The sequence below is a fragment of the Paenibacillus sp. FW101-FHT12H11 genome, assembly GCF_058790355.1.
Window position 1 is genome coordinate 914990 of the sequence record NZ_JBYTCO010000002.1, and the last position, 25747, is coordinate 940736.

Annotated in this window: 24 protein-coding genes; 10 read left to right on the forward strand and 14 right to left on the reverse strand. The window is 47.0% G+C overall.

The window, feature by feature from the left end:
* Positions 1-21 precede the first annotated feature (21 nt).
* A complete protein-coding gene (locus AC3WTJ_RS09955; protein WP_492521616.1) occupies positions 22-1653 on the reverse strand; it encodes a putative bifunctional diguanylate cyclase/phosphodiesterase in 1632 nt (543 codons plus the stop codon).
* Positions 1654-1893: 240 nt separating this feature from the next.
* On the opposite strand from AC3WTJ_RS09955, the gene AC3WTJ_RS09960 reads away from it, so the two are divergent.
* Positions 1894-2658, forward strand: a complete 765-nt coding sequence (locus AC3WTJ_RS09960) for a phytanoyl-CoA dioxygenase family protein (protein ID WP_492521617.1) — start codon at positions 1894-1896, stop codon at positions 2656-2658.
* Positions 2659-2746: 88 nt separating this feature from the next.
* Positions 2747-3577: an AraC family transcriptional regulator gene (locus AC3WTJ_RS09965; protein ID WP_492521618.1), complete on the forward strand. Its 831-nt coding sequence runs from the start codon at positions 2747-2749 to the stop codon at positions 3575-3577.
* Between the two features lie 10 nt (positions 3578-3587).
* Here AC3WTJ_RS09965 and AC3WTJ_RS09970 read toward each other — a convergent pair whose 3' ends face one another.
* Positions 3588-4220 (reverse strand): SGNH/GDSL hydrolase family protein, encoded by a 633-nt coding sequence (locus AC3WTJ_RS09970; protein ID WP_492521619.1) that lies wholly within the window; start codon positions 4218-4220, stop codon positions 3588-3590.
* Positions 4221-4454: 234 nt separating this feature from the next.
* Between AC3WTJ_RS09970 and AC3WTJ_RS09975 the strand changes: the two genes are divergently transcribed.
* The 3 genes from AC3WTJ_RS09975 to AC3WTJ_RS09985 are packed head-to-tail and all read left to right on the forward strand — an operon-like array spanning position 4455 to position 8207.
* Complete coding sequence (locus AC3WTJ_RS09975) at positions 4455-5951, forward strand: spore germination protein (protein ID WP_492521673.1); 1497 nt, start codon at positions 4455-4457, stop codon at positions 5949-5951.
* A gap of 27 nt (positions 5952-5978) precedes the next feature.
* On the forward strand, positions 5979-7073 hold the full coding sequence (locus AC3WTJ_RS09980) for a Ger(x)C family spore germination protein (RefSeq protein WP_492521620.1): 1095 nt from the start codon (positions 5979-5981) through the stop codon (positions 7071-7073).
* 36 nt (positions 7074-7109) lie between these two features.
* Positions 7110-8207 (forward strand): GerAB/ArcD/ProY family transporter, encoded by a 1098-nt coding sequence (locus tag AC3WTJ_RS09985; protein WP_492521621.1) that lies wholly within the window; start codon positions 7110-7112, stop codon positions 8205-8207.
* A gap of 35 nt (positions 8208-8242) precedes the next feature.
* Here the strand turns inward: AC3WTJ_RS09985 and AC3WTJ_RS09990 are convergent, their stop codons facing one another.
* From AC3WTJ_RS09990 to AC3WTJ_RS10005, 4 genes are all read right to left on the reverse strand, one after another.
* Positions 8243-9622, reverse strand: coding sequence for a sedoheptulokinase (locus tag AC3WTJ_RS09990; protein ID WP_492521622.1), 1380 nt, complete (start codon positions 9620-9622; stop codon positions 8243-8245).
* 89 nt (positions 9623-9711) lie between these two features.
* Positions 9712-10629, reverse strand: coding sequence for a nucleoside hydrolase (locus AC3WTJ_RS09995; protein WP_492521623.1), 918 nt, complete (start codon positions 10627-10629; stop codon positions 9712-9714).
* Between the two features lie 38 nt (positions 10630-10667).
* Positions 10668-11762, reverse strand: coding sequence for a low temperature requirement protein A (locus AC3WTJ_RS10000; protein WP_492521624.1), 1095 nt, complete (start codon positions 11760-11762; stop codon positions 10668-10670).
* Between the two features lie 67 nt (positions 11763-11829).
* Positions 11830-13383, reverse strand: coding sequence for an FAD-dependent oxidoreductase (locus tag AC3WTJ_RS10005; RefSeq protein ID WP_492521625.1), 1554 nt, complete (start codon positions 13381-13383; stop codon positions 11830-11832).
* Positions 13384-13601: 218 nt separating this feature from the next.
* On the opposite strand from AC3WTJ_RS10005, the gene AC3WTJ_RS10010 reads away from it, so the two are divergent.
* Entirely contained in the window at positions 13602-15980 is a 2379-nt protein-coding gene (locus AC3WTJ_RS10010; protein ID WP_492521626.1) for an immune inhibitor A domain-containing protein, read from the forward strand.
* Between the two features lie 75 nt (positions 15981-16055).
* Here AC3WTJ_RS10010 and AC3WTJ_RS10015 read toward each other — a convergent pair whose 3' ends face one another.
* Positions 16056-16421 (reverse strand): group I truncated hemoglobin, encoded by a 366-nt coding sequence (locus AC3WTJ_RS10015; RefSeq protein WP_492521627.1) that lies wholly within the window; start codon positions 16419-16421, stop codon positions 16056-16058.
* A 55-nt stretch (positions 16422-16476) separates the two neighbouring features.
* Entirely contained in the window at positions 16477-17697 is a 1221-nt protein-coding gene (locus tag AC3WTJ_RS10020; protein ID WP_492521628.1) for an MFS transporter, read from the reverse strand.
* Positions 17698-17870: 173 nt separating this feature from the next.
* Between AC3WTJ_RS10020 and AC3WTJ_RS10025 the strand changes: the two genes are divergently transcribed.
* Both AC3WTJ_RS10025 and AC3WTJ_RS10030 read left to right on the forward strand, forming a co-directional pair.
* On the forward strand, positions 17871-18194 hold the full coding sequence (locus AC3WTJ_RS10025; RefSeq protein WP_157318201.1) for a winged helix-turn-helix transcriptional regulator: 324 nt from the start codon (positions 17871-17873) through the stop codon (positions 18192-18194).
* Between the two features lie 24 nt (positions 18195-18218).
* Positions 18219-18377, forward strand: a complete 159-nt coding sequence (locus AC3WTJ_RS10030; RefSeq protein ID WP_164819394.1) for a hypothetical protein — start codon at positions 18219-18221, stop codon at positions 18375-18377.
* A 75-nt stretch (positions 18378-18452) separates the two neighbouring features.
* Here the strand turns inward: AC3WTJ_RS10030 and AC3WTJ_RS10035 are convergent, their stop codons facing one another.
* A complete protein-coding gene (locus tag AC3WTJ_RS10035; protein WP_492521629.1) occupies positions 18453-18728 on the reverse strand; it encodes a hypothetical protein in 276 nt (91 codons plus the stop codon).
* A gap of 6 nt (positions 18729-18734) precedes the next feature.
* A complete protein-coding gene (locus tag AC3WTJ_RS10040; protein WP_492521630.1) occupies positions 18735-20228 on the reverse strand; it encodes an alpha-N-arabinofuranosidase in 1494 nt (497 codons plus the stop codon).
* A 208-nt stretch (positions 20229-20436) separates the two neighbouring features.
* On the opposite strand from AC3WTJ_RS10040, the gene AC3WTJ_RS10045 reads away from it, so the two are divergent.
* Entirely contained in the window at positions 20437-20595 is a 159-nt protein-coding gene (locus AC3WTJ_RS10045; protein ID WP_127449393.1) for an asparagine synthase, read from the forward strand.
* Positions 20596-20679: 84 nt separating this feature from the next.
* On the opposite strand, the gene AC3WTJ_RS10050 is transcribed toward AC3WTJ_RS10045, so the two are convergent.
* The gene (locus tag AC3WTJ_RS10050) at positions 20680-21459 is read right to left on the reverse strand and encodes a phytanoyl-CoA dioxygenase family protein (RefSeq protein ID WP_492521631.1); all 780 of its coding nucleotides are present in this window, start codon (positions 21457-21459) and stop codon (positions 20680-20682) included.
* A 117-nt stretch (positions 21460-21576) separates the two neighbouring features.
* On the opposite strand from AC3WTJ_RS10050, the gene AC3WTJ_RS10055 reads away from it, so the two are divergent.
* On the forward strand, positions 21577-22416 hold the full coding sequence (locus AC3WTJ_RS10055) for a helix-turn-helix domain-containing protein (RefSeq protein WP_492521632.1): 840 nt from the start codon (positions 21577-21579) through the stop codon (positions 22414-22416).
* Positions 22417-22460: 44 nt separating this feature from the next.
* Here AC3WTJ_RS10055 and AC3WTJ_RS10060 read toward each other — a convergent pair whose 3' ends face one another.
* From AC3WTJ_RS10060 to uxuA, 3 genes are all read right to left on the reverse strand, one after another.
* On the reverse strand, positions 22461-23366 hold the full coding sequence (locus AC3WTJ_RS10060) for an S-layer homology domain-containing protein (protein ID WP_492521633.1): 906 nt from the start codon (positions 23364-23366) through the stop codon (positions 22461-22463).
* 431 nt (positions 23367-23797) lie between these two features.
* Positions 23798-24652, reverse strand: a complete 855-nt coding sequence (locus tag AC3WTJ_RS10065; RefSeq protein ID WP_492521634.1) for an SDR family oxidoreductase — start codon at positions 24650-24652, stop codon at positions 23798-23800.
* Positions 24653-24654: 2 nt separating this feature from the next.
* Entirely contained in the window at positions 24655-25737 is a 1083-nt protein-coding gene (gene uxuA / locus AC3WTJ_RS10070; RefSeq protein ID WP_492521635.1) for a mannonate dehydratase, read from the reverse strand.
* Between the last annotated feature and the right edge of the window lie 10 nt (positions 25738-25747).

Below are 25747 nucleotides of genomic sequence, written 5' to 3' on the forward strand. Positions count from 1 at the left end.
GGAAGGTCTATTTGAGCACCACTATCCCGCCCCCAACTCCACATGCTTCGGGAGCAAATGAAGATCAGTCGGCTTATTGATATAATAGCCTTGGATACCCCAGCAGGCCATTTCCTTCAGCATCACGTACTGCTCATACGTTTCAATGCCTTCGGCGATCACTTGCAGCTTAAGCGCTTTCGCCATAGCCAACATTGCTGCAATTAACGGCGCATTCCCATCCGCAATAAAAGATCTGTCAATTTTCAATTTATCAATCGGCAGCAAGGTTAACATGCTCAGCGACGAATAACCGGTTCCAAAGTCGTCCAAAGCAATGGTAAAACCATGCGCGCGTAGCTGATGGAGGGTTTGTTGAACCTCCTGCATGGAATGCACTGTCGTGCTTTCCGTAATTTCAAGCTCGATGGAATGAGGAGTTACTTCTTCTTCCCCGATGATGTTCAAAAGCTGCGCAACGAAATCCTCTTCGTTCAACTGAACTCTGGATATGTTAACCGATAGTTTAAACTCAGCACCATATATCTCTTTTAAAAGATGCCAATCCTTGCAGGCCTGCCGAATAACCCAGTATCCGATATCCACTATTAACCCTGTTTCCTCAGCAACCGGGATGAAGCTATTGGGCTGAACGATCCCCCTGCTGCCACAATGCCACCGCAAAAGCGCCTCCGCTCCAATCACCGCTTCCTTCGCCGGATGATAGATTAGCTGATATTGCAGATACAGCTCCTCTTTTTCAATCGCCTGAGAGAGCGCAAGCTCATGGATAAAATTTTCGACATGATCGTATTTGTAAGCGGCTTCGTAAATATGAAAACTTTTTCTGCCGGCGCCTTTTGCTTTATATAAAGCAATATCCGCTTGTTTAAGCAGGGTCTGTATGGTCTCCTCTTCGACTCTCAGCGAAACGCCGATGCTTACGCTTAACTTCATTTGCCGATCATTTACGGTAAACGGCTTCTGGAAGAGCTGAATGATGGTATTTGCCGTCTGTTCCGCAGGCTCGGATTCTTGATTGGCAACAACAATAAACTCATCTCCGCCCAAACGCACCAGCGTATAATCCGTGCCGAACTGTTGAATGAGCCGATTCGCAACCTCTACGAGAACGGTATCCCCTACATCGTGTCCGAACATATCATTGATATTTTTGAAGTCGTCCAAGTCAAGTAAATACAAGGTAGCTGGATATATCACGTGTTCCAACAAATATCTCCGGTTGTACAACCTGCTGAGTTCATCATGATAAGCGTAATCATAGAGCAAATTCTCATGGATTTTGCGTTCCGTGATGTCACGCGTTACGGTGAAGATATAGGTCAAATTATCATTTTCATCAAAAATAGGAGTGAGAATGCTTTCCCCGCTTAACATACCGTTGGGCAGCACAAAACCATCTTCATATTTAACCGTACGCCGCTCTTTGACCACCCGCATATATTTCTTATGTAAATAGTTGGCCATATGAGTTGCATTCGTATCAAAAAATGTCAGCCCTACGTCTTCCATTGATCTCCCGCTAAAGTGTGTAGCTGCCCGATTCACGTAGTAGTACCTCAAATCAGCGCCATCCACCTTCATGATGTAAATCGAGTCTTCAATATCATCCAACATGTGTAGGAGTAAGCTTACATCTAGTAATTTATTCATTCGTTGACCCCTTTACCCATCACAATGTCCTCATTAGAAGCTTGAAATTGCAACTTATACGATTCGGCAAGCACACCCATATTTCCTGCCATTTTGGTGATTGGCGACATTCACAAGGGATCCTTGCAACTAATCGTTTTGTGCTATTCATAATCGTTTTCATCACTTATTTTTCCGAAGGCGTCGCCTTACAATAAGATTATAAGTAATTCCAAACTAATCCAACTGGAGGTTTTGCGAATGATTACTAAAGGAAATCCGTTTTCTATCGAGCAATTTCGCGAGGAAGGCTACAGTGGTCCCACACAAGGATTATCGCTGCAAGAAGCCGATATGTACTATAATCGTTTTTTTGATGTCATCCAACAGTCGAAATACGAGCCCGGTCCCACCAAAATGAACCTGTCCGCCTGGCATCAAAACCATTATTGGGCTTACGAATTAGCCACCCATCCCAGCATTATTGCAGCAATGAAGCAAATACTTGGCGAAGACCTCGTTCTGTGGGCGATGCATTTCTGGTATAAAGAACCTAATAACGATAAGTTTATTCCGTGGCATCAGGATATCAATTATTGGCCCATGGATCCTGCGATTAATGCAACCGCTTGGGTAAGCCTCGGCTGGTCCATCCGTGAGAACGGCTGTTTAAGAGTCATACCAGGAACGCACCAAGCGCATGTTGCGCATGTCTCAACAGGCACCGATCAGAGTGCCTTCTCGGAAGGCTTGCCAGCGGAAGCGATCGATGAGTCGAAAGCCGTTGACCTCGAAATGTCGCCTGGTCAAATCGCTTTTTTCAATGAAGCAACGTTCCATGGCTCTGAAAAAAACAGCTCCAACATCCCACGCGTAGCTTTCTCTGTGCGCTATACAACGCCTGAAGTGAAGTTCCTGATGGAGGAGTGGGGCGGCGATACAACGCGTATCCGCACCTATCTGGTACACGGCGAAGACAGACCTAACCGGAATGAAGCCATTCGAGGCGGCGTACCGCAGAAATAGGGGGATAAGAAGTTCTTTTTTCACGCAAACCCTCATGCTACAATGGGCTACAAAGACAAACGGAACACGAAGCGAGGTGGCTGGTACATTGAACTCCTATCAATTAATCATTGACTCTCTGGACATCCGTTTTTTGCATATTAAACAGTATGAGCTGGACTACAAATGGCAGGCCAGCCACCGCACGCTGCATCATTCCGTTCTATGGATTGTACAGCAAGGCAGCTTCTTGCTGGAAGTCGATCATATCCGGTACACCTGTAAGGAAGGCCATATCTGCATCCTGCCCGCTCATACAAATATCAGCTACCATGCGATTACCGGCGAGCTTGCGCTAACGAGCATTAATTTTGACGCCGAAATCTCTCTCCTTAGCCATCGGAGCTGGGGGCATGTACTTAATTTACCTGTCGTATTCGATCAGGCACTGCACAATGTGCAATCCCCGATTCGTGATATGCTGACCCATATCGGGGACAACTCCCCGGTGATTTCCCTGCTCATGCAGTCTTCTCTCCTGCGTATTCTCTATGAATTGATGAATCGCGAGATGCCGGAGCAGCCGATTTCACCTTATACCCACATGGATAACCGCATTCATACGATTATTCATTATCTGCTCTCGCATCCGAGCCGCATGCCTGAGATCAGGGAACTTGCCGAGCTGGTGCAGCTTAGCGATTCCCACTTGCGCAAATTGTTTATTAAACAAACCGGCCAAGCCCCGCTCCATTTTGTACATAGCCTAAAAATAGAGCAAGCAAAAAGGCTCCTCGCTACAAGCGTGAAGCCGATCTCTCAAATCTCTTATGAACTTGGCGTGGAGAATGCCAACTATTTTACACGAATGTTTAAAGCCAAATCCGGTCTAACTCCGATGCAATACCGCCAGCAGTACGGTTTATGGCTGAATGATTAGAGGCTTCTGTTTACTCGATAGCGCCAACAGCCTGCAGCCAAGCTTTGGCAATCAAAGCATGTCCAGCCGGAGATGGATGTACGCCGTCCGGCGCCCAGAATGCGCTTTCAGCTCTCGTAGAAGCTTGAGCAAATAAGCCATCCAAACACACTAGACGTGCATCGAACTCTCTGGCCAATTCACGGACGACCGTGATTTTGGGATCGAGGTCTTCTCTCCATTGCTTGCGATCTTCGGGTACGGGCAGCACGAAAGGTTCAATGAGCACAATTTTTGCGCCTGTTTCGGCTGTTTGCGTCAGCAAATCACGGTATCCCGTTTCAAAACTCTCCGTCGAGGTCGGATCATTACGATCATAACGTCTCCACGTATCATTGATCCCAATATAAATGGATACTAAATCAGGCTTCAAATTCAAGCAATCTTGATCCCAGCGTTTCTGCAAATCCACAACACGATTGCCTGATATTCCGCGATTAAGGAACTGCACTTGTTTTTCCGGGTATTTAGCCGAGAATTGAGCCGCTGCCATCAAGGCATAACCTCTACCCAAATCGTTCCCGTTGTCGCGAACACGTCCTGCATCCGTAATACTGTCCCCTTGAAATAAAACGACATCCCCTTGACCAATCCATGCTGACATGTGAGTGTTTCCTCCCCTTTATCCCTTGACCCTATTGGAATTTACCAAAAGTTGCCTAGAGTATAGCACAGGCTATAAGGGCTATCAATTGTAACATCTGACTAAATAATCTAGTCAACATTCGGATGAGCGCAATTTCTGGACCATTCTCGGCGGTCAAAGCCGAAACGAAGATGAAGGAAGATGCATAAAAAACAGCAAATAACAAAAAATACCAACAAAAAGGAAGAATGGATGACATGCGCGATGCTGAATACGAAGGCTGAAGACATAGAACAATTGCTCCTGCTTGCTCAAAGGTCCAGCGACTTTATCAGCAGCACGATTGCATTCACGGAGCCTCCGCTAATCATTCATTATTATAAAACTCTGATTGATGAGCATCTTCTGCAAGAGCAGCTGCTTCGTGCAATTGAGAATAACGCGGCTGGAGCGGAAATTCAACAACTGAATGATTTAAAACAGCTCATAACCATTGAAGGCATCCAGATTACCGACCAAATTGCGGATATCCAATCGAAACTTTACCAGGGATATGCCATTATCCAAAAGAATGAGCATGATGATTTGTGCGCGTTAGTTCCATTAATCAGTAAGGCAGGGCTGCGTAAAAGCAATGATACGGATAATGAATTCAGTGTGGTTGGGCCTAAGGTTGGCTTTGTCGAGGACCTTGACATCAACCTGCACCTGATTCGCAGCCAGTTCGCACTGCCTAACCTGATCATAAAAACGATATCGATCGGCAGTTTATCCAATTCCAGAGTGGCTATTATCTATATCGACGGGATCACGAGCAAGGAAAACGTGGCTATTATTGAACAGAGGCTCAGCAGCATTGATTTTGAAGTGGTCTTCGATACTGCACAGCTGGATCAGATTATTTCTGACAACTCGTTGTCCCCTTTCCCCTTATTTGTATCAACGGAGCGCAGGGACCGAGTCATCTATTCCTTAATTTCCGGCCAGGTTGCCGTCATTAGCGACGGGTCCCCCTATTTTATTACAGGACCTTCGACGTTGTACGATTTCTTCATTTCGCCCGAAGACTATTACTTGCCTTGGATATTGGGCTCGTTTTTCAGGATCATTCGCATATTGGGTGTTGCTTTCTCACTCTTTGCCTCTGCATTGTATACCGCGATTACAACGTTCCATTATGAAGTCATCCCACAGGATTTGCTTCAGCCTCTTATTTTCTCCAGGCAAAATGTGCCGTTTTCTCCGGTTCTAGAAGTGCTATTTCTGGAGATCACGATTGAATTTCTTCGCGAAGCCGGAGCCAGGCTGCCCACCAAGATCGGTCAAACGCTCGGTATCGTCGGCGGTATCATTGTCGGACAAGCTGCCGTTGAAGCGGCATTAACCAGTAACATTTTAATCATCATCGTATCTTTGTCCGCGCTGGCTTCATTTGCAACACCTATTTACAAAATGTCAAATACGATCCGCTTCCTTCGATTTCCCGTCATTATTATGGCTTCGTACTGGGGAGCGATCGGTATGATATTCGGCATCTGCTTTATCCTGATTCATATTACAAGACTGACATCGTTGGGAAGTCCTTACACCGTACCCCTATATCCGCTGCGGCCCAAGGATCTAAGAGACAGCTTTATCCGTTCCTCCTACCAATATACAAATAAAAGACAATCCTATCTGAAGCCGGAAACGATACTCCGATATATTCCTAAACCAAGGAAAAAGAAAAGCGATTGGGAGCAGGAGTGAACGAGCTGGAAAGGAGAGTGTGCGTGAATGGTCTATAAAGCTGCTATGGCGCTGATTTCCTGTGTAATTGCCGTTGGATGCAACAGCAACCAGCAGATCATCAATAAAATACAGCTTGTTCAAACAGCCGGTTATGATAAAGTGGGTGATCGTTCACTCTGCTCGGTCATATTGACCAGCTATACAGAAAAAGGTAAAGCCAGCTCGCAGCTATTGCTGACCGAATCTGACTCCAGCTTCGACATGATCCCCCGGTTAAACACCAAAACCAGCAAAACGATTCAATACGGACAGATGGGCATGGTGCTTTTCTCAAAAACCTATGCGAAGATGGGTATCGGCCCTGTGATCAGCGGTTTCTGCCGAGATCCGAAGATTGCCAGCAAAGTTCAGATGGGCGTAACGGATAAAGAGGCTTCTAAAATGATGGAAGTCGCCAATAAAGCACAGGAATCGCTTTATCTGATGCGAATGGTTGAGCAAAATGTTCAAACGGGCAATCTGCCCAAAATGAATTTTAAGCATATCTTATTTAATTATTACGGTGAGGGGCGCGATATTTTCCTGCCCTACTTCAACGTTGAACGAGGCTCAGTAAAAATTGACGGTTTAGCGCTATTTAAACAAGATAAATTCGTGACAAAAGTCAGCATTCGGGAAGCCTTCCTGCTGAAGTTGTTGACGGAATCTTCTCGAAATGGAAACTTACTGATGCCAATGAAAGCGGATAACGACAATTCGACGATTCACGATTATGTGTTAATGAAAAGCATTGCTTCAAAAGCAAATTACCGTTACAATACATCGGCCTCTGAACCAATCATTGAGATAGGGCTTAGGGTCAGAGTATTGATTAAGGATACCCCTTCCTGGTTGCACTTGAATACGAAGGAACAAAGGGATACATTCGAACGGCAATTAGGCAGCTATTTAGAAAAAGAAACCCAGGGCTTTATTGCGCTGTGCCAGTCCAAACAGGTAGATCCGATCGGACTTGGCGATTTCGTCAGAAGCCGGACAAGGACCTGGAATGAAAAAGATTTCTATGCCAGTTACCCGAAGCTGCGGACACAAGTAACTGTTCATTTGTCTATCGAGCAAAGCGGCGTTGGGGAATTATAAGCGAGGCCTTTACGTTACAAGGGGGAAACGACAACCATGCATCATCAAATAAATAAAAAGTTCACTGTTTCTCCTTACCTGCTTAGCTTCATTATTTATTCCAGTGTGATCGATGCCGGTATGATGTATTTTCAGCGTGATCTGGTCCAAGAGGCCGGGTATGATGCTTGGCTTTCTATTTTAATTGCGGCCGCTGCCGTGCATCTCATCATTTGGATGATGTATAAGATTCTATCGAGCAGTAATCAGGCAGATACAACGATTGTGTCCATTAACCGCCGCTATTTCGGCAAAATTGTTGGGACTGGTTTTAACCTGGCCATTGCGTTGTATTTCAGTTTTGGCGCTTTCTGCACATTTAGAACCTACCTTGAAGTCGTACAGGTTTGGATATTTCCCTACATGGAAATGATGCCACTTACACTGGTTGCGCTTGTACTCATTTACTATACGGTGTCTGGTGGTTTTCGAACGGTTACCGGCTTAAGCTTCTGGGCAACTTGCAGTATTTTTCTATTTATTGCACCTCTGACACTTATGGTTATTCCCTATTTGCATCCGCAAAACATGCTTCCTGTCTTCAATCATTCGACGGCGCAAATCCTCAAGTCTACCGAAACCATGTTTCCTCATTTTTTAGGATTTGAAGTGCTTTTGGTCATGTATCCATTCATCGAGCAGCAGGCCAAATCACAAAAATGGGCGCAATTCTCCATTGTCATCGCCATCGGTATGTACATGTTGGTCGCTCTCGTTGCATTCATGTACTACAGCGAAGGACAAATCGTTCACACCATCTGGCCGACGCTGAATATGATTTCGATTGTTGAATTTCCTTTGATGCAAAGAGTGGAATATATAATAATCTCCATTTGGTTTATTAAAATGCTGGCCAATATCTCGCTTGGTTTGTGGTCGGCTACTCACAGCTTGAAGCTTTCAATCCGTGCGAATCCTCGCCTATCCTTGATCATCATCCTTGTGTTGTTTATCGCCGGGCAGCTGATTGTCAAAGATCATGAACGATTGCAATTAACGAATTCGTTCTATGGCTTGACGGGTATCTACTTCACTGCCGTGTTCATCCCCGTGATGCTTATCGTTACGCGTTTTAAAAGAAAGGGGAGTCAGTAGCATGGTTTCCCGACGCTGCGTGCTTACTGGCCAGTTTAGCGATCATCCGAATCGCTCTTTTGCATCCTCTGAAGCGCTTCCGCATAGTCGCTATATAGGCCGCTTCCCACTGCGGCATGAATAGCAGCGCCAAACGCCGCTTCCTCTTTCACTCTTGGGAACATAAGCGGCAATTGCCATTTGGTACGAGCCATCTGCTGCATGGCCATGTTCTTGCGTATGCCATTACCGGATACGGCCAATCTTGTTAACTGCTCATGGAGCTCTGCAGGGAGGCACTTCGTAAATCCATCCAACTCATCCAAGATGCCATGAAGAAAGCCGACAATCAGCTGCTGAGGATTAAAATTATTCGGCCTGATCCCTTCGATGCTTCCCGTCCTATGCGGATGTTCTCTGGTTCCGTAAAACTGGGTCCCTACCTTGAGGGTAGGCACTGACTCTATGAGAGCTTCTTCTGCCAGTCGATTCATAGTTTCATAGAAGCTTCTATCATCCCGTAAACCGAATGTGCTGCAAACCTCACGAAAAAATTGCTCCAGCAGCTCATACGATTTCCCACCGCTGAGCGAAGCTCCCACAAGCAAATACCCGCCATCCATGAATGGACGTGTTTCCAAATGAGGGCTTTTGAAATATGCCGGCGAGTAGACGGACACTTGTGAGCCTGTTCCGATATTCACGAGCAAGGTTCCTTGAAAGGAAGGTACCGCACCTAAGAAGCTAGCTTGGTTATCGCCGATTGCCCACAGTACCTTTTTCCCATCTGCCGTATTTCCCGCGATAACGTTATGGTGGACAAGCTCCGGCAGGAATTCAGCGTCCATCCCGGCTGCGATTAGCTGATCTTTGTCAAATTGCCTGCTCGGCAGCGTGAATAGACCAATGCTTGCCGCATTGGAACTGTCGATGCGAGGTGTCTTCTCATCACAAAGCTGCATGGCTACATAATCGCCTATCGTACACAGCTTCAGTGCGCCGGTCGGCAGATCCCCCTGTTTGGTCAGATAATAATGAGTAACTAAGCCATATCCCGTATGTAAATCAAAGCCGGTAAGTTCACTTAACTCTGTGGCATATGATCGCCCTGATTTCAAAAGCAGCTCGCCTCGGCCATCCTGCCAAGTCACAAGCGGGCTAACTGCTTTGCCTTCTTTGCTTACATACAGCACGCCGTGCATTTGACAGGAGATCCCGATTGCTCGCACATCCTCCCAGTCATCCTGACATTCTTCTAATAACAATTGAACCAACTGAACAATTCTGTCCGCCTGCTGGGTACGTTCCCAAAATTCCTTTGAAGGAAGCGCCGCATCATTTTTTGTGGACGCTACGCGCATGACGCGCCCATCCTCAGCGTTCGTCACGATGAGACATATAGAAGTCGTGCCTATATCAATTCCGGCTAAGTACATAAGCTTGCTCCTCTCAAATACAAATTCCCTTACCGCAAAAAAATCCCCCGCATCCAAGGATGGAGGGATTTCCGAAATGTATACCTCTGTCAGCTTCCCAACTTGCTGAAGAAATCCTTAAACACACGGTCACGCCGAACAAAGTGTATGTAACGAATAAAATGCCGCGAAGCATCAAAACTGTAGCGGAAATCTTCCGACAGAATCGGGCTGTGCACCAGCTCATTGGGCAGCCAGCTTTCATTGATCAGATATGCGATTGTCGCAATGTCCCAAATTACACGCGAATAGGCAAAATGATCTTTTGCACAATTCTCATAAGTTTCATAGAGATACTTGCCAATCTCTCCCTGGTCCTTCACAAACTCCCGCACTTCCGACAGCGTTGTAAGCAAGTGCGAAGTGACGCCCATACACGGAATCAGCACGAGCGGCACGCCGCAATTGAGCACAGTTCGAGATGCGTGTAAATCCTGCGCAAGGTTGAATTCCTTTGTATCCGGCCAAGGCAAAGCATGTCCGCCTAGCCAGACAACGACGATTTTCTCGATGATGCGCGGCTCCATCAAGATCGCGGAAGCGACGTTCGTTATGGCGCCAATCGCTACGACATAAAGCGGATCGTCCTCAGGAGAGGCCATCGCCCGCTCCACCAAATTTCTCGCTGCCTCGCTTTCTTGCGGCGTCTCGGCTCCGGATAAATATCCCGTCGATCCACGGTAGATCGGAATGCCGGACATTTCCGGCAGCAGCGTTGAAATTTTCTGCAGTTCACGGTAGCTTTTCTCCATGCCATCGGCTGGCCCGTCTGATAATTCATTATGAAATGGCGCCGCATAAAAAGCTTCAATCTGCAGCTGCTCAGGGGATTTCAACGCATAAACGACAGCGAACTGATCGTCGATTTCATTATAAGTATCCGTATCCAGCACCATGCGGACTTTTTTGCCTGGATGAGCTAATCGCTGCAGCAGCTTTTCTTGCGTTATTTTCGGAAATGAAATCATTGAGCGGTGCCTCCCTTGAATTCTTTTTGCTTGGACAACTAACGGGTTGCAAATCTCGCATAAACCAGAAAAAACAAGGCCATTTCAGCCATAATCACATAGTTAGGTACAATGATAAACAAGTCGATAACAAAAAATCCGCCTAAGATTCCTAAAAATAGTGCCAAATGAATAGGTTTCAGCTGTAGGTGCTTATGCCGGTACCGATGGAAAATGATCGATGTCGAGACGAAGTACAACAGAACAGAGAGAAATACCATCACCAAAATAAAGTGGTAATCCAATTGCTCCAAAAATAACAGCTGAATCGATGCCGCGATTGTACTTAGCGATAAATAAACGAGCAAATGACCGTAAATAATCGTTTGTCCGGCTGTTTGCAGCGCCTTATCCACTTTTCGCTCGACATTCTCAAAATACTGCCACCAAATCCCAATGACTAGAATAAAAGCCAGCGCGGCAAACAAAATCGATGCCCATGTGCCATTGCTATTCTGTAAAACAGCCAACGTACTCACGACTGATTCCCCTAATAGAATGAGCGTAAATAAGGCAAACCGTTCCAATAAGTGATGCGTGTTAATTGGCGTATGTACCAAGAATCGTCTACCAATGACCGGTAACAATACATCTATGGCAATTCCCGCGTAGAGAATCAGATACCTGACCCAGGAGTCGAAAAATAAGGATGCGCTCGAAATCACGATGCCGATCCAAAACCGCGTCCCTAGAAATCGCGCCGTCGCAGCACGGTGGGATTCTTCCCCTTTATGAATCGCTAAGTATTGAAGAGCTGTTAACACCCTTGAACCTATGTATCCTATAAAAAATGGAACATAATACCGATCAAAATCCGGCGATAAACTAAACGTCATGATGAGCACAAAAAACAGTTGCAGGATCATGTAGATGCGGTGAGCGAAGACGTCCTGCCCATATCGGTTGTTAAACAGCGTTTGCCCTACCCATGCCCACCAGATGGGAATAAAAATAAGCACAAATTTGATGATATACTCCAGTGAAACCGTTCCGTGGTCAGCATGCAGCAGCACATGTGTTGCCTTAGATACGGCAGCTACAAACAACAAGTCATAAAAAAGCTCCAACCACGTTACTTTCTTCGCGATGTTCATATCAGTCCCCCATTTACGGAAATCATATAGCTTGCCTATATTATACCGAACAAACGGGGGTGAATTGTTATTTTTTTTGATCGTCGCGTACATCCACCTGTGTTAGCGGTTGTTTGGCTGGCCCTTCGATCACAGTGCCTGTATAAGAAAACCGCGAGCCATGACATGGGCAGTCCCATGATCTCTCCGCCTCGTTCCACTCGACCTCACAGCCCATGTGCGTACAAGTCGTATCCACAACATGAAGTTCTCCGCTCACATCCCGGTAGGCTCCTGCTCGTTTTCCGTTCACTCGAACTACAGCGCCTTCGTCGTTTTGCAGCTCCTCTGCTTGCCGATGGACGATATCGAACTTCCCGGCTATCAGATGCTTGGCGATATTGGCATTCGACATGATAAAGGTTTTGATCATAGGGTCCGCATGGAATCTGGATGGTGAAAAGAGCTCTTCATAGGGGCTTTTCTCACCTGCTATGAGGGCTGTATTGAGAATCGCCGCCACGACACTGGTGGTCATTCCCCACTTCTTGAAGCCAGTTGCGATCAAAATGTTCGGCTCATCAGAGACCTCCCGCCCAATATAAGGCAGCTTGTCGAGTGTTAACAAATCTTGTGCCGACCAATGATACCTGACTTCCTGCAAGTTGAATTGGGCAATACCATACTGCCGCAGCGCCTCGTAATACTGAAACGTACAAATCCCTTGTCCCGTCTTGTGGCTCTCTCCGCCTATTAGCAGCAGCTCCTCCCCATTAACCATCACCGTTCGAAGCGAACGTGCAGGCGTATCCGCATTGATATACATGCCTCCAGCCAAACTTATTTCGGTTTTAGCAGCAAGAGCATATGATTTCTCCGCGTGTAGCCTTGCAAAGTAAAAACCGTTTCGGTCATTAAAGGGAAAATGGGAAGATGATACGACAAAGTTGCATGTTATATGAAAACCTTCGCTTGTCTTCACGGTTGCCGGAGTTCCTTTATCCACACCCACAACGGTCGTTTGTTCAAATATTTCTCCGCCAAGCTGAATGAACGATTGTGCGATATGTTTCAAAAAGGGAATTGGATCGAACTGCGCCTGATGTTTCATCACAATCGCCGCCTGGGTCTGGAACGGTAGCGGTGGTTGCGCCAAATAACCTCCAGGAATTCCGAGCTTTTCGTAAGCTTTACTTTCAGCCTCTATCTTCGCCTCATTTGCTTCCTCAACGGTATAGATGTAGGCATCCTCTTCCTTGAACTGGCAGGGAATCGCCTGATCAACGACCAACTTCTTTATAAAATTCAAAGCGTCACGATTCGCTTCGTAATAAAGCCGCGACTTCTCTTCGCCGAAATGAGAAATAAATTCGTCATACACCAAATCATGCTGCGCGGTGATTTTGGCTGTCGTGTGCCCCGTTGTGCCGTATGCAATTTTGCCTGCATCAACAAGAACAACCTTAAACCCTTTGCTCGCAAGCAAATAAGCGGTTGTCATCCCCGTGATGCCTGCACCTACCACAGCCACGTCAGCTTCAATGTCGTTGGCCAGCTTTGGATAAGTTGGCATCTCGGTCTCACTTAGCCAAACCGATTTGGGAAACTGCGGAAATGGGTCCTTACTTGAGTCGAACGACATAATAACAGCCTCCTGAAAACCCTTTTTTGCATAAATTAACCTCTTTTATCTTCTTTTATTCTACAAATTCCACCATCCGAAAAACAGGAAAAGTCGAAAAAGGCAATAAGTGGTAGGTCGAATTGTGCAGGTCTAGCAGCACTTACTAGATTTGGGAATCTATTATTTAATTTAACTGTACAACGGTCAATTAAATTTTCTACTAGGAGGTTTGATGATTGAATAAGACCATCATGAAAATGACGAACATGTTTTTCGCAACAAGTTTAACGGTAGGACTATTTGCAACCACGGCATCCGCCGCAGAAACCGGCTACTCGGAAGCACTGGAGGCACTGGACGCACCACCGATCGATGCGATGATCGTGAACGACGAACGCTTGGCCAAGGGGCTGATGGATCGTGGTCTTTTGAACAAAAGCGCTACACCCGAACAAATATCCAAAGCAGTAAAAAGCTATTTATCTGTCAAAAATAAGAAACTGGTGGACGCCAAAGCGGATCAGAAGATCAGACTGCATGATGAAATGGATAAAAAATCGAAAGATTTTGTCGCGAAACAAAAAGTGAAGTTATTATCGCAAATGAACCATGGCATGGATAATCTCAAAATCGGAAACGGCAACGGCATCCCTATTCCATCCGCCAAGCAAGATCGCTATAACGGACCTGTTCGAGAGGACAAAGTCCTTGTGCTGTTGACCGAATTTGCCGACGTAAAACATAACAATGTGAAACAAGAACCTGGTTTCATGTACGCCAAAGACTTCAGTCCGGAGCATTATCGTAAGCTCATGTTTGGCGATAAAGACTTTAAATTGTTCGATGGATCGAAAATTCAAACCTTTAAACAATACTACGAAGAACAGTCCGGCGGCAGCTATACGGTTGATGGCTACGTCTCTGACTGGTTAACGGTTCCCGGCACTGCCGCTCAGTATGGAGATGACAACCCCGCTGGCGGTCATGATAACCTGGCCCCGCTTGGTCCTCGCGATCTGGTCAAAGATGCGCTTAACGCCGCTGTTGCCAAAGGCATTAACTTGGCTGATTATGATAAATTCGATTTGTACGACCTCGATGGCGATGGTAATCAAAATGAACCCGACGGCTTGGTCGACCATCTCATGGTCATCCATGCGGGTACGGGGCAAGAAGCCGGCGGCGGCGCCTTAGGCGACAATGCCATTTGGTCGCATCGTTGGACGCTGGATGGCGTGTACCCGATTGCGGGAACGTCAACCCCCGTCAGCTATTGGGGCGGCAAAATGGCCGCTTACGATTATACGATACAGCCTGAGGACGGCGCAGTCGGCGTATTCGCTCATGAATTCGGCCATGATTTGGGACTGCCGGATGAATACGACACCCAATACACCGGGCAAGGCGAGCCGATTGCTTCTTGGTCGATTATGAGCGGCGGCAGCTGGAACGGCAATATTGCCGGTACGACTCCGACCTCTTTTTCGCCGCAGAATAAAGATTTTTTCCAAAAAACGATTGGCGGCAATTGGGCTAACGTCACCGAGGTCAACGCTTCGGACATTAACCAACTAGGGAAAGCAGCCATTATTGATCAAAGCGTAACGAAGTCGAAAAATCCAGGAATCGTCAAAGTCAATTTGCCGGATAAAGCCGTACAAGGCATTCAGCCCGCTTTTGGCTCCCGCTACTATTACAGTACAAAAGGCGATAACCTGCATACGACGCTATCGACGCCGGAATTTGACTTGACCAATGCGCAAACGGCGACGTTTGATTTCAAATCCTTGTATGAGGTTGAATTCGAATACGACTATCTGACGGTAACGGCGGCTACCTATGATGGACAAGAAGTAACGCTCGATGTCATTGGGGACGATGATACGAACGGCGACGCACGCGCCGAAACCTCGAATGGGGTTTGGGTGGACAAGTCCTACAACTTAGCGCCATTCATTGGCAAAAAAGTGAAGCTGAACTTCGACTATGTGACCGATGGCGGGCTGGCTCTGAACGGTTTTGCCATGGATAACGTGAAATTAACCGTTGATGGGAAAGTAGCGTTCTCCGATGACGCTGAAGGAGCTTCCGCTTTTAACCTGGACGGCTTCGTTCAATCGAACGGGATGGAATTCAAGAAGCACTACTATTATCTGGAGTGGAGAAACTACGAAGGAGCTGACAAAGCGCTGGCATTCAGCCGCGGAGTTAAGTACAACACTGGACTCGTCGTATGGTATGCCGATGACAGTTATCTGGATAACTGGGTTGGTGTTCATCCAGGACAGGGCTTCCTCGGTGTTGTAGACTCTCATGCCGCAGCACTGGTGTTCAAGAAAGACGGACAGGATTCCGTCTCACAAACAACCCGCTATCAAGTTGCGGATGCAGCCTTTTCACTGGATAAAACACCGGCATGGTACGTCAATAATGAAACGAGAGGCGAATACAACTACAAATCTTTGCCGGGAGTTGAGGAATTCTCCGATGCCAAGTTGTATTCGAATGAGCTGATTCCAGACGCGGGCCGCTTGGTGCCGAAATTCGGATTGAAATTCCGGGTCATCGGTGAAGCGAAAGATCATTCTGCCGGATTGATTTGGATTCACAAATAAAGCGAATTGAATCATTGAAAAAGGGACTGTCCATAATTATGGACAATCCCTTTCTCATTTTAACCTCAAATCTGGCTACTTATAAAGAATATCGTCTTTGAGAGAAGCAACATGCGTAATCACTTGATCAATCTCAGGTTTGGGCACTTCAAAATGCGCAAGAGCTTCGGAGAGATGGCCAGCAACGGCATTAAAATGCACCGGCTGTAAATTCATTCCCTTATGGGCTCTAGCCATCGAGAAACCCGAATATTGATTCGGGCCACCTAAAGCAAAGGAAATAAATTTGGTTTGATGCTTCCTTTGTTTCTCCATATCCGTGTTCTTAAAAAACTCATTCACCGTATCATCAGCTAAAATAAGTTCATAGAAGTAGTCGACTACTTTAGCGATTGCGGGCTCTCCGCCAATTTTTTCATATAACGTTATTGTTTGATCCACAGATTTCATCCTTTACAAGTGAGTTCTATGGATATTTTCTCCTGAATTTTTAGATTCATGCCTGGATTTTTTTACGCTCCAACTTGGCTGATACGGCTGTGAGAACAACAGCTACCAAGACCATTAAACCGCCGATCCATGGTGTTTGCTGCAGACCGATCGTGTCGACAACCAAGCCACCAACCAATGAGCCTATAGCAATCCCGACGTTGAAGGCCGCAATATTCAACGCGGAAGCAACGTCTACGGCGGATGGCACATATTTTTCAGCGAGTTGAACGATATTTAACTGAAGACCCGGCACGTTCATGAACGCGAGCAGCCCCATCAGGAAGACACCAATCAAACCCGCAACTTTGAACGGAAGCAAGAACGTTAACACAATCAGAATAACCGCGTGAATAATAAACATCCAGAATAATGCACGAAGCGGATTGTGATTCGCCCATTTTCCGCCGACCGAGTTACCAATCGCTACCGCAACCCCGTAGACAAGCAGCACGATAGAAACGACACTTGTATTAAGTCCTGTTACATCTTGCAAAATCGGGGTTAAATAAGTGAAAGCAACAAATGTTCCTCCATATCCAAGCGCTGTGATGGCATAACCCAGAATCAATCGAGAGTTCGTTACCAAACGGAGCATATCCGAAAACTTGGCAGGAGGCGATTGTTTCAGATTTTTTGGAATTAATATTGAAATGGCGATGATTGCAATGACACCAAGCAAGGCAACTCCCCAGAACGTCGCTCTCCAGCCTAACGATTGTCCAATAAACGTTCCAAGTGGTACGCCGGTAACCGTTGCGACTGTCAGCCCAGTGAACATTAAGGCAATCGCGCTGGCTTTTTTCTGCGGTGGAACGAGCTGAACGGCAATCGTCGCGCCAATCGAGAAGAATACACCGTGCGAAAAGGCGGTTATAAAGCGAGCAACCAAAAGAAATGAGAATGATGTGGAAAGCGCGGCAGCGACATTTCCTACAATGAAAATGACCATGAGAAGCATCAATAGTGTCTTGCGGTTCATCCGGTTTGTAAGTGCAGTCAGGATTGGCGCGCCAATCGCAACCCCGATCGCGTAACCGGAGATCAGAAGTCCGGCAAGCGTAATTCCGATGTGCAAGTCATCGGCGACCGATGCCAGAAGGCCAACGGGAACGAATTCGGTCGTCCCAATCCCGAACGCGCTGATGGCCAGCGCAAGGAGCGCCCATTTCCCTGAAAGCAGCTTATCTTTCTGTATAGATGCAGCTGGTGCGATAGTTTGACTCATAAATATCCTCCTATTTGAATGAATGTGACCTGCAGCAACACTTTACTTTTGTTGTCTGAGTGTTATTATAGGATCACAAGAACTATTTGATAAGTACGCACTTTGAAGTTCTATAGATACTCCAAAGTACTATAGGTACTTAAAAGTTCCTATCTTTCATACGGAGGTAAACTATGCCCTATAATGTTCCCGTTGAAGCTACGCTTGATGTAATCGGCGGCAAATGGAAGGTCGTCATTTTATGCCATTTGGATAAAGGCGACAAACGTACAAGCGAATTAAAAAGATTGATGCCAGATATCACGCAGAAAATGCTTACGCAGCAGCTGCGCGAGCTTGAGCATGACGGTATGGTGAAAAGAACGAGCTATGAGCAAGTACCGCCCAAAGTTGTCTATTCTTTAACACCGTATGGGTGGTCATTCAAGCCGATCCTCGATGCCATGTGTGCCTGGGGGGAGCAGCATATCCTGCAAAACGAGTTAGTAGAAGTATAGAAACAACACTTGGAGGCGATGGATGTGAAAATCATGATTTCAGCCGCGGAAGCCATTGAAAAAGGCGTATGGAATGAGATTTTACGTCTTTTTGGTCGTGATAAAAATGAAGAAATATGGCCCAAAGAGGAATTCATTTTGACTGAAGAGCAGGCCATCCAATTGAAGTTGATTAAGAAGTAGGTCTTCAATCAGTTCCTGAATAATGAATAGGCCTTCCGAGAAGTAGATATCTTACTACTTCTCGGAAGGCCTATTTTACATATATCGCTGCCATCCCGTCCCGCCTGGATACGGACAGCTCTTGTCCCGCAGCTTGGCGGCTATTCGCACAATACATCCGCATAACGAGCACGTATGACCGCCAACGAGCTTAGGACACTTGCTGCACCGGCTTAACCGCTCGCGGTACACCGAATCGGGGACGCAGGCTTCTGCCGACTGAAACATAGGTGCTTGCAGCATCTTGTCAATTTGCGCAGCTGTAATCTTGAAATCCTCGCGGCATCCTTTGCACTGGCGATTCTCAAGCATCACAGCTTACTCCGCGGTCAATGCCAAAACCGTGACGGACATCGGAGGAAGCTCCGCATGGATCACCTGATCGATCAGGTTGAACGCTGTGAATTCCGTTGGCGCTACATGATCCGTCTCTTCGAAGGTATTGTGGCCGTCGATCGCGTCTGAAGTTAATGTTGTACCTTGCACAGATACCAATTTGTCGACCAAGCCGCGCAGCTCAACCTCTACCTTTGCGCTAGCTTGATGATCCAGATTGCAAAGGCTGATATGTATCCGGCCCTCTTCATCTTTGGAAGCCGAAACGGAGATTTGTGGAATGGCTTGTTTCCCCTCGCCAAGCTCCGTAATGGACTGATGCACATCCAACAGCTGCGCATCCTGGTGAACTTTATACATGTCGAATACATGATAGGTTGGCGTAAGCACCATTTTCTCGCCTTCGGTGAGGATCACAGCCTGCAGTACATTCACCAGCTGCGCAATGTTCGCCATCTGTACACGATCACAATGCTCATTAAAAATGTTCAGCGAAATCCCAGCGACTAACGCATCACGAATCGTATTCTGCTGATACAGAAAGCCTGGATTCGTTCCCGGCTCTACATCGTGCCACGTCCCCCACTCATCAACGAGCAGCCCGATTCGCTTGTCCGGATCATACTGATCCATAATAGCGGAATGTTTGCTGATCAGTTCCTCCATGAACAAGGCTTTCTTCAACGTTACACGCCACATGTCTTCAGGGAATCCGGTTGCCGCCCCTTTCTCCTGCCAGGAATCACCGGGAACCGTGTAATAATGCACCGTAATAGAATCCATAAAACGATGAGCCTGCTTCATCAAGGTTTCCATCCAATGATAGTCGTCCGTGTTCGGCCCACAAGCAATTTTATGTATGCGGTTGCTGCCATAATTGCGGACATAGGTCTGGAATTGACGGTACAAGTCTGCGTAATATTCAGGCCGCATGTTCCCTCCACAGCCCCAATTCTCATTGCCCACACCGAAATATTTCACTTTCCACGGCTCAGGTCTCCCGTTTGCCTCGCGCAATTCAGCCATAGGCGACACACCTTCGAAGGTCAAATATTCGACCCAATCGGCCATCTCTTGAACGGTTCCGCTCCCAACATTGCCGTTGATATACGGCTCGCATTCCAGCATCTCACAGAGCATCATAAATTCATGCGTCCCAAAATGATTATTTTCCACCACGCCGCCCCAATGGGTATTAATCATTCGTTTCCGGTTTTCTTTCGGACCGATGCCGTCCTTCCAGTGGTATTCGTCTGCGAAGCAGCCGCCTGGCCAGCGTAATACCGGGATTTTCATCTTTTTTAACGCAGCGGCGACATCGTTCCGAATCCCTTTCGTGTTAGGAATTTCTGAATCTTCGCCTACCCATAAACCTTCGTAAATGCATCTTCCCAAATGTTCGGAAAAATGTCCGTAAATATTGCGATTAATTGTGCCTTTCGCTCGATCGGCGTTAACAGTTATCCGGTTAGTCATAGAAATTCGCCCCTTAAATTAATAATTTTATTAATCAATAAGTAATTTCATGAATTCAATTATTATCATAAGTTGATCTTCCTGCTTTTGCAACCGTTTTTTTGGATCGTCAGCCCCAAGGTTCCCCAATGCTTCCAGACGGATAATTTCCTTTCTTTTGATCTAAAATAAGCTTGTCTTTCCAAATAAACTGGTGGGAGTGATACACATGCGTGAAGGTTTGATCCCTGCTGTTCTTGGTACTGTCGTAACGGCTTCTGCTGCTTCCTTACTCGGTAGCAAGTATAAGCTTGCAGCAACTGGTGTGCTTGGATTTGGCCTGGCCCATGTCGTTCTGGGGGCTATTGACCTCATCGAACATCGGTAGCGCTTGGGAAGGCTCGCAGATTGTGAAAAAGACCTAACGGATGATGTTCATCCGTCAGGTCTTTTTCTGTTGAAATGAAGGCAGTTATACATTCAATATATAACGCGCGGCAGGACTTATTCGGTCGTAAGTCCGCTTGCGAATATAGGCAGCCTGGTCGAGCTGCTGCTTGTGTTCTCTGGCCGTGAAATACGCGTGAAGAGCACGCCTCGTCTTGGCTGTTTGGTTCAGCGTGCCGCCGTGCCAGAGGTGCGAATTGAAGACGCCGACGGAGCCGGCAGGCGCGACAATCAATTCTTCTTGCGGGTGAGGCGCAAGAGGATCGATGCCGTACTCACGCGGATAACCAGGCAGCTTATGGGTTCCGGGTACGACGCGGGTAGCCCCGTTCTCTGGCGTGAAGTCGTCAATAAGCCAGATCGAATTGCACACGTGGAACGGCTCGTGTTCTTGGCGTGCGCCCCAATCGGCGTGCAGCGCCTGCAATCCGGCGCCAGGAATGGCATCACGCGCGTTCAGTGAAGAAAGCATGAACTCCCGCTGCAGCACGTGATAGATGGCAGCCAATAGCTTCGGATGCGTATAAACCCTGTCGAAGCATTCGCCTTTATTCACCAGGTCGGAGAGCCGCCGTGTCCCTTCTTCCTGATGAACCTCTTTCCCCGCGTTCATCCCCTCTTTGTCCATTAACGCTTCATACTTGGCGCGAAACGTTACTAGCTCATCTTTGTTTAACATCCCGGTAAACAAGACGAAACCTCGCTCATCGAGACTCTTCTTCTCTTCAGCCGTCAATAGATCGTCTGTAATTCCCAAAGCCAATAAAGCCTCTTCAATCTTGTGAATAGTCGTGTTTGGATGCATGCTTGCACCTCCTGAATCATTGTTCGACTTGATACTTATATGCTAAGCTAATCATAAGGAATTATCGATTCTGAGAGCTGCGGCATACCTATTCAATCTTGCAAAAGGGGATGACAAATGAGCTCTATTTTTATAAAGCGGCCGATCTTGGAAGGCGCGATCGCATTTCATCGCAAAACCGGTGAAAGCTGTTATTTTCCTCTGCACCGTCATGAAGCCATGATGGAGATTCTTTTTATAGCTGAGGGAGAAGCGGACTATTGGATTGATGGTAAGCATTATGAAGCGCGGGCCGGAGATATGGTCATCTTTCATCCTCTGGTGTGGCACGAAGAGCGCTCGCGCATTGAAGCCCCCTTTTCCTTTTATTATGCAGGTTTTCACTCTCTTCAGGTGGAAGGATTGCCGGCGAATTACCTTCTGGAGGATGATGAACAGCCGGTATTCTCTGTAAGTTCCAATGCTGAGCGGATTAAACATCTCTTTCAAGAGCTCTGTGACGAGGTTAATGAAGGCTGGTCGGAAGCGTTAACTTCAAGTGGTTTGCTGCTAGAGCTGCTGCTTTTGGAAGTTCATCGAACGAAACATCATGCCCCTGGGAAGACAGCGCGTTTGTCCTCGCAAACCGCGATAACAAAAGCAAGACGATACATCGAAGAGAGGTACCATGAACCCCTCACGATCAAACAAATTGCCGACCACGTTTATCTGAGTTCATCGCATCTAAGCCACCTGTTTCGGAACGCTTACGGGGAAAGCCCGATTCAATTCGCCATTCACCATCGCATCCACGCGGCTCGCCGTTATTTGACTACTACCGAGTTCTCCGTGGAACAAATCGCGCGATTAGTCGGGTATGAGAGCGTCACAGCTTTTCAAAATTTGTTTAAAAAAACGACCGGTCTGGCTCCTGGAACATTCCGGAAAGAAACACTCCGGCCTCCCCATTCGCCATAAAAAAAGTGCTTCTCTCATCACGTTTGACGAGGAAGCACTTTTTATTATTTTGCAGCCGGTTCAGCTACAGCTTTGTATTTGGAAGAGACATACGTGACCGCTTTCGGTTCCGTAATCACTTGAACGTTCATGGCATCCGGCTCTGGATCGACCAGTTTGTAAGAAATAACGGCATTGCCATCTTCTCCAAATTGGATACCGGTAATTTCAATCCCATATCCCCCAGTTGGTTTCGTTTCCCGAGACAATGTCACTTTATTAACATCATCGGAAACTTTCTCAACATTAACGGCAACGGTTTCTGTTGGCGCTGGAACCTGAGTGTGCGCGTCCAACACTTTGCTTGCGTTATATACCCAAGTCGCTGCTTCGCCGCGTGTAATTTCCGCTTTTGGGCTTAGCTTGCCGTTGTTATCGAGTGCGGCAATCTTATAAGCGAGCATGCGCTGCAGAGCACCTTGATACTCCGGTGTAATTTGGTCAGCATCCTTAATGTCCGCCGGTTTGATGTTAATTAGCGGGAAATTGCCTTTTTTCTCAAGTGCAGTCATAAGTAACGCCCCGAATTGCTCACGTGTAATGCTAGCATTCGGATTTACATCTTTCGGAAGATCTACGCCGTTGTAATGAGCGATAATGAACGCTTCGGCATACCAAGAGTCATTTTGGACGTTTGTATAAAAATCAGAAGCAAGCGGCTGCTTGACGAAACGTAGCAAATCCATGTTCAGGCCCAAGCCTCTTACAATGATTTGGACGGATTGCGCATAGCTGATTTTTCCTTTTGGAGCAAAATGTTCGTGATCCATACCACTTACAACGCCACGATCACGCAGTGCATTAATCGCCTCGGCTTGTCCGCTTTCAACATCCGAGAAGGCAAATGCAGTATTAAATGACAATGCTCCCAATAAAACAGTCGATAGTGCGGCAGTAGCTAATTTTTTCACAGTAACTATTCTCCTTTTAAGTAGTTATTTTTTATTACCCTTTCGAGTTACCTATTAAACGGAGCTGTTTCAAAAAAGGTTGCACGCGGTCGAATAAATTTTTGAAAAGTGATGATCGGCTTGTTATGAGCCCGGGGAACATAGCGTTACAGAGACACTTGGCGGAGGGGGGGACCTCGTACAAATGTTAAGTTGGTCAACGATACACTCAAAAAGAACTACAGGCCGTTATTCCAGCAAATTCAGCCGTTTAAGCGTTTAAGTGGAACTACAGGGATTTATTTGAGAGCCAACACCCGTTTTCTATAGGTAAACGGACAAATAACGGCCCACAGTTCCCGTCCACAAAAAAGAGCGCTATTTCAGATGAAATAGCGCGCTATAGTTCCAATTGCCGGGGAGCAACCCCACAAGCGATAGCAGCAAATTCCCTATACGCCCGAATAGGCCATGAATCCGCCGTCCACCGGAATGGTGGCGCCGGTTACGAAGCCGGACATGTTAGGGTCCGTCAACCAAAGCAGCGTGCCGAGCAGATCTTCGGGTTTCCCGAATCGGCGCATCGGCGTATGGGTAATGATTTTGTGCGAACGCTCCGTGAGCGTACCGTCTTCCTTCAGCAGCAGCTTCTCGTTCTGCTTCGTCAAGAAGAAGCCCGGCGCAATCGCATTGACGCGAATGCCGCTTTCCGCCAAATGCACGGCTAACCACTGCGTGAAGTTATCAATGGCGGCCTTAGCAGCGCTGTAAGCCGGAACTTTCGTCATCGGCGACGGCGCGCTCATGGACGAAATATTGATGACGGTAGCGTCTTGTCTACCGATCATTTGTTTGGTAAAAATCTGCGTTGGAATCAACGTCCCGACAAAGTTCAAGTCAAGCACATTGCGGAATCCGGTCACGCTTAGGTCATAGAAGGTCTGAATATCCGGATTCGCCAAGTCTTCCAGTTTGAACGTTTCGTTCGTCGTGTTCGCACTGGCATGGTTACCTCCGGCGCCATTGATCAAGATATCGCACGGTCCGAGCTGCTCCAGGATCGCATCTGCGGCCTGCGCTACACTCTCTGCATCCGTTACGTCGCAGGATAAAGCAATGGCTTCTCCGCCTGTTGCGGCAATCTCAGCCACAACCTCCTGCCCTTTTTCCACGGTCCGGTTCAGAATGGCGATTCGCCCGCCTTGGCGTGCGAGTTCCAAGGCCATAACCCGGCACAATACGCCGGCTCCTCCTGTAATAACGACAACTTTACCTTGCATTGCCGGAAAATTCGTAATGCCTTTCATGTCTAGTCCCCCATCCTTCCGGATTGTAATTTTCTGCGGTTTGCGTCCCACAATCCCCATAAGTACATAATGCCAAGCGCACGATCATACAGGCCGTAACCAGGTCTGCATTGCTCGCCCCAAATATGTCGTCCATGATCCGGACGGCAAAATCCTTCATAATCGTTCTCATGCAGCGCATTTACAATGCCGGCGATATCTACCGTGCCGTCTGTTGTCCGATGTGAAGTTTCAATGAAATCGCCATTTTCGTACACACGTACGTTGCGAATATGCGCAAATGGAATCCGATCAGCGAATTCATTGACGATTCCAACGATATCATTCGCCGGATTCGCACCAAGCGATCCACTGCACATCGTCAGCCCATTATATGGATTATCTACTAGTCCCAGGAAACGGCGGATATTGGCTTGACTCGTAATAATGCGCGGTAGTCCAAAAATCGGCCAAGGCGGGTCGTCCGGATGGATCGCCATTCGGATATCATATTTCTCGGCAAAAGGTATGATGGCTTCAAGAAAATATTTGGCATTGTCAAAAAGCTGCTCTTCCGTCACATCGCGGTAGGCATCGAATAATTCTGTCAGACGTCCCAGACGTTCCGGCTCCCAGCCCGGCATCGTGAAGTTCGGATTGGCATTAATCCGCTGCACCTGTTCCTCCAAGTTCAGATGGGCAACTTTCTCTTTTTCATAAAAGAGTGCAGTGGATCCATCTTCCAATTCCTTATGCAGATCGGTCCTTACCCAGTCAAAAACGGGCATAAAGTTATAGCAGATCACTTTCACGCCGACTTCAGCCAGCTTAACGATCGTTTTCTTATAATTGTCTATGTAGAGATCGCGGCTGGGCAGCCCGAGCTTGATATCCTCATGAATGTTAACGCTTTCGACGACCTTCATATGAAGACCGGCCTTATCTGCGGCTTCCTTAACCTGAAAGATTTTATCCATCGGCCACTCTTCACCAGCCGGAACATCGTGGAGCGCCCAAACAATGCCCTCTACACCAGGGATTTGCTTGATTTGCTCAAGTGTTACCGTGTCATTGCCTTCGCCAAACCAACGAAATACCATTTTCATTGTAGATAGC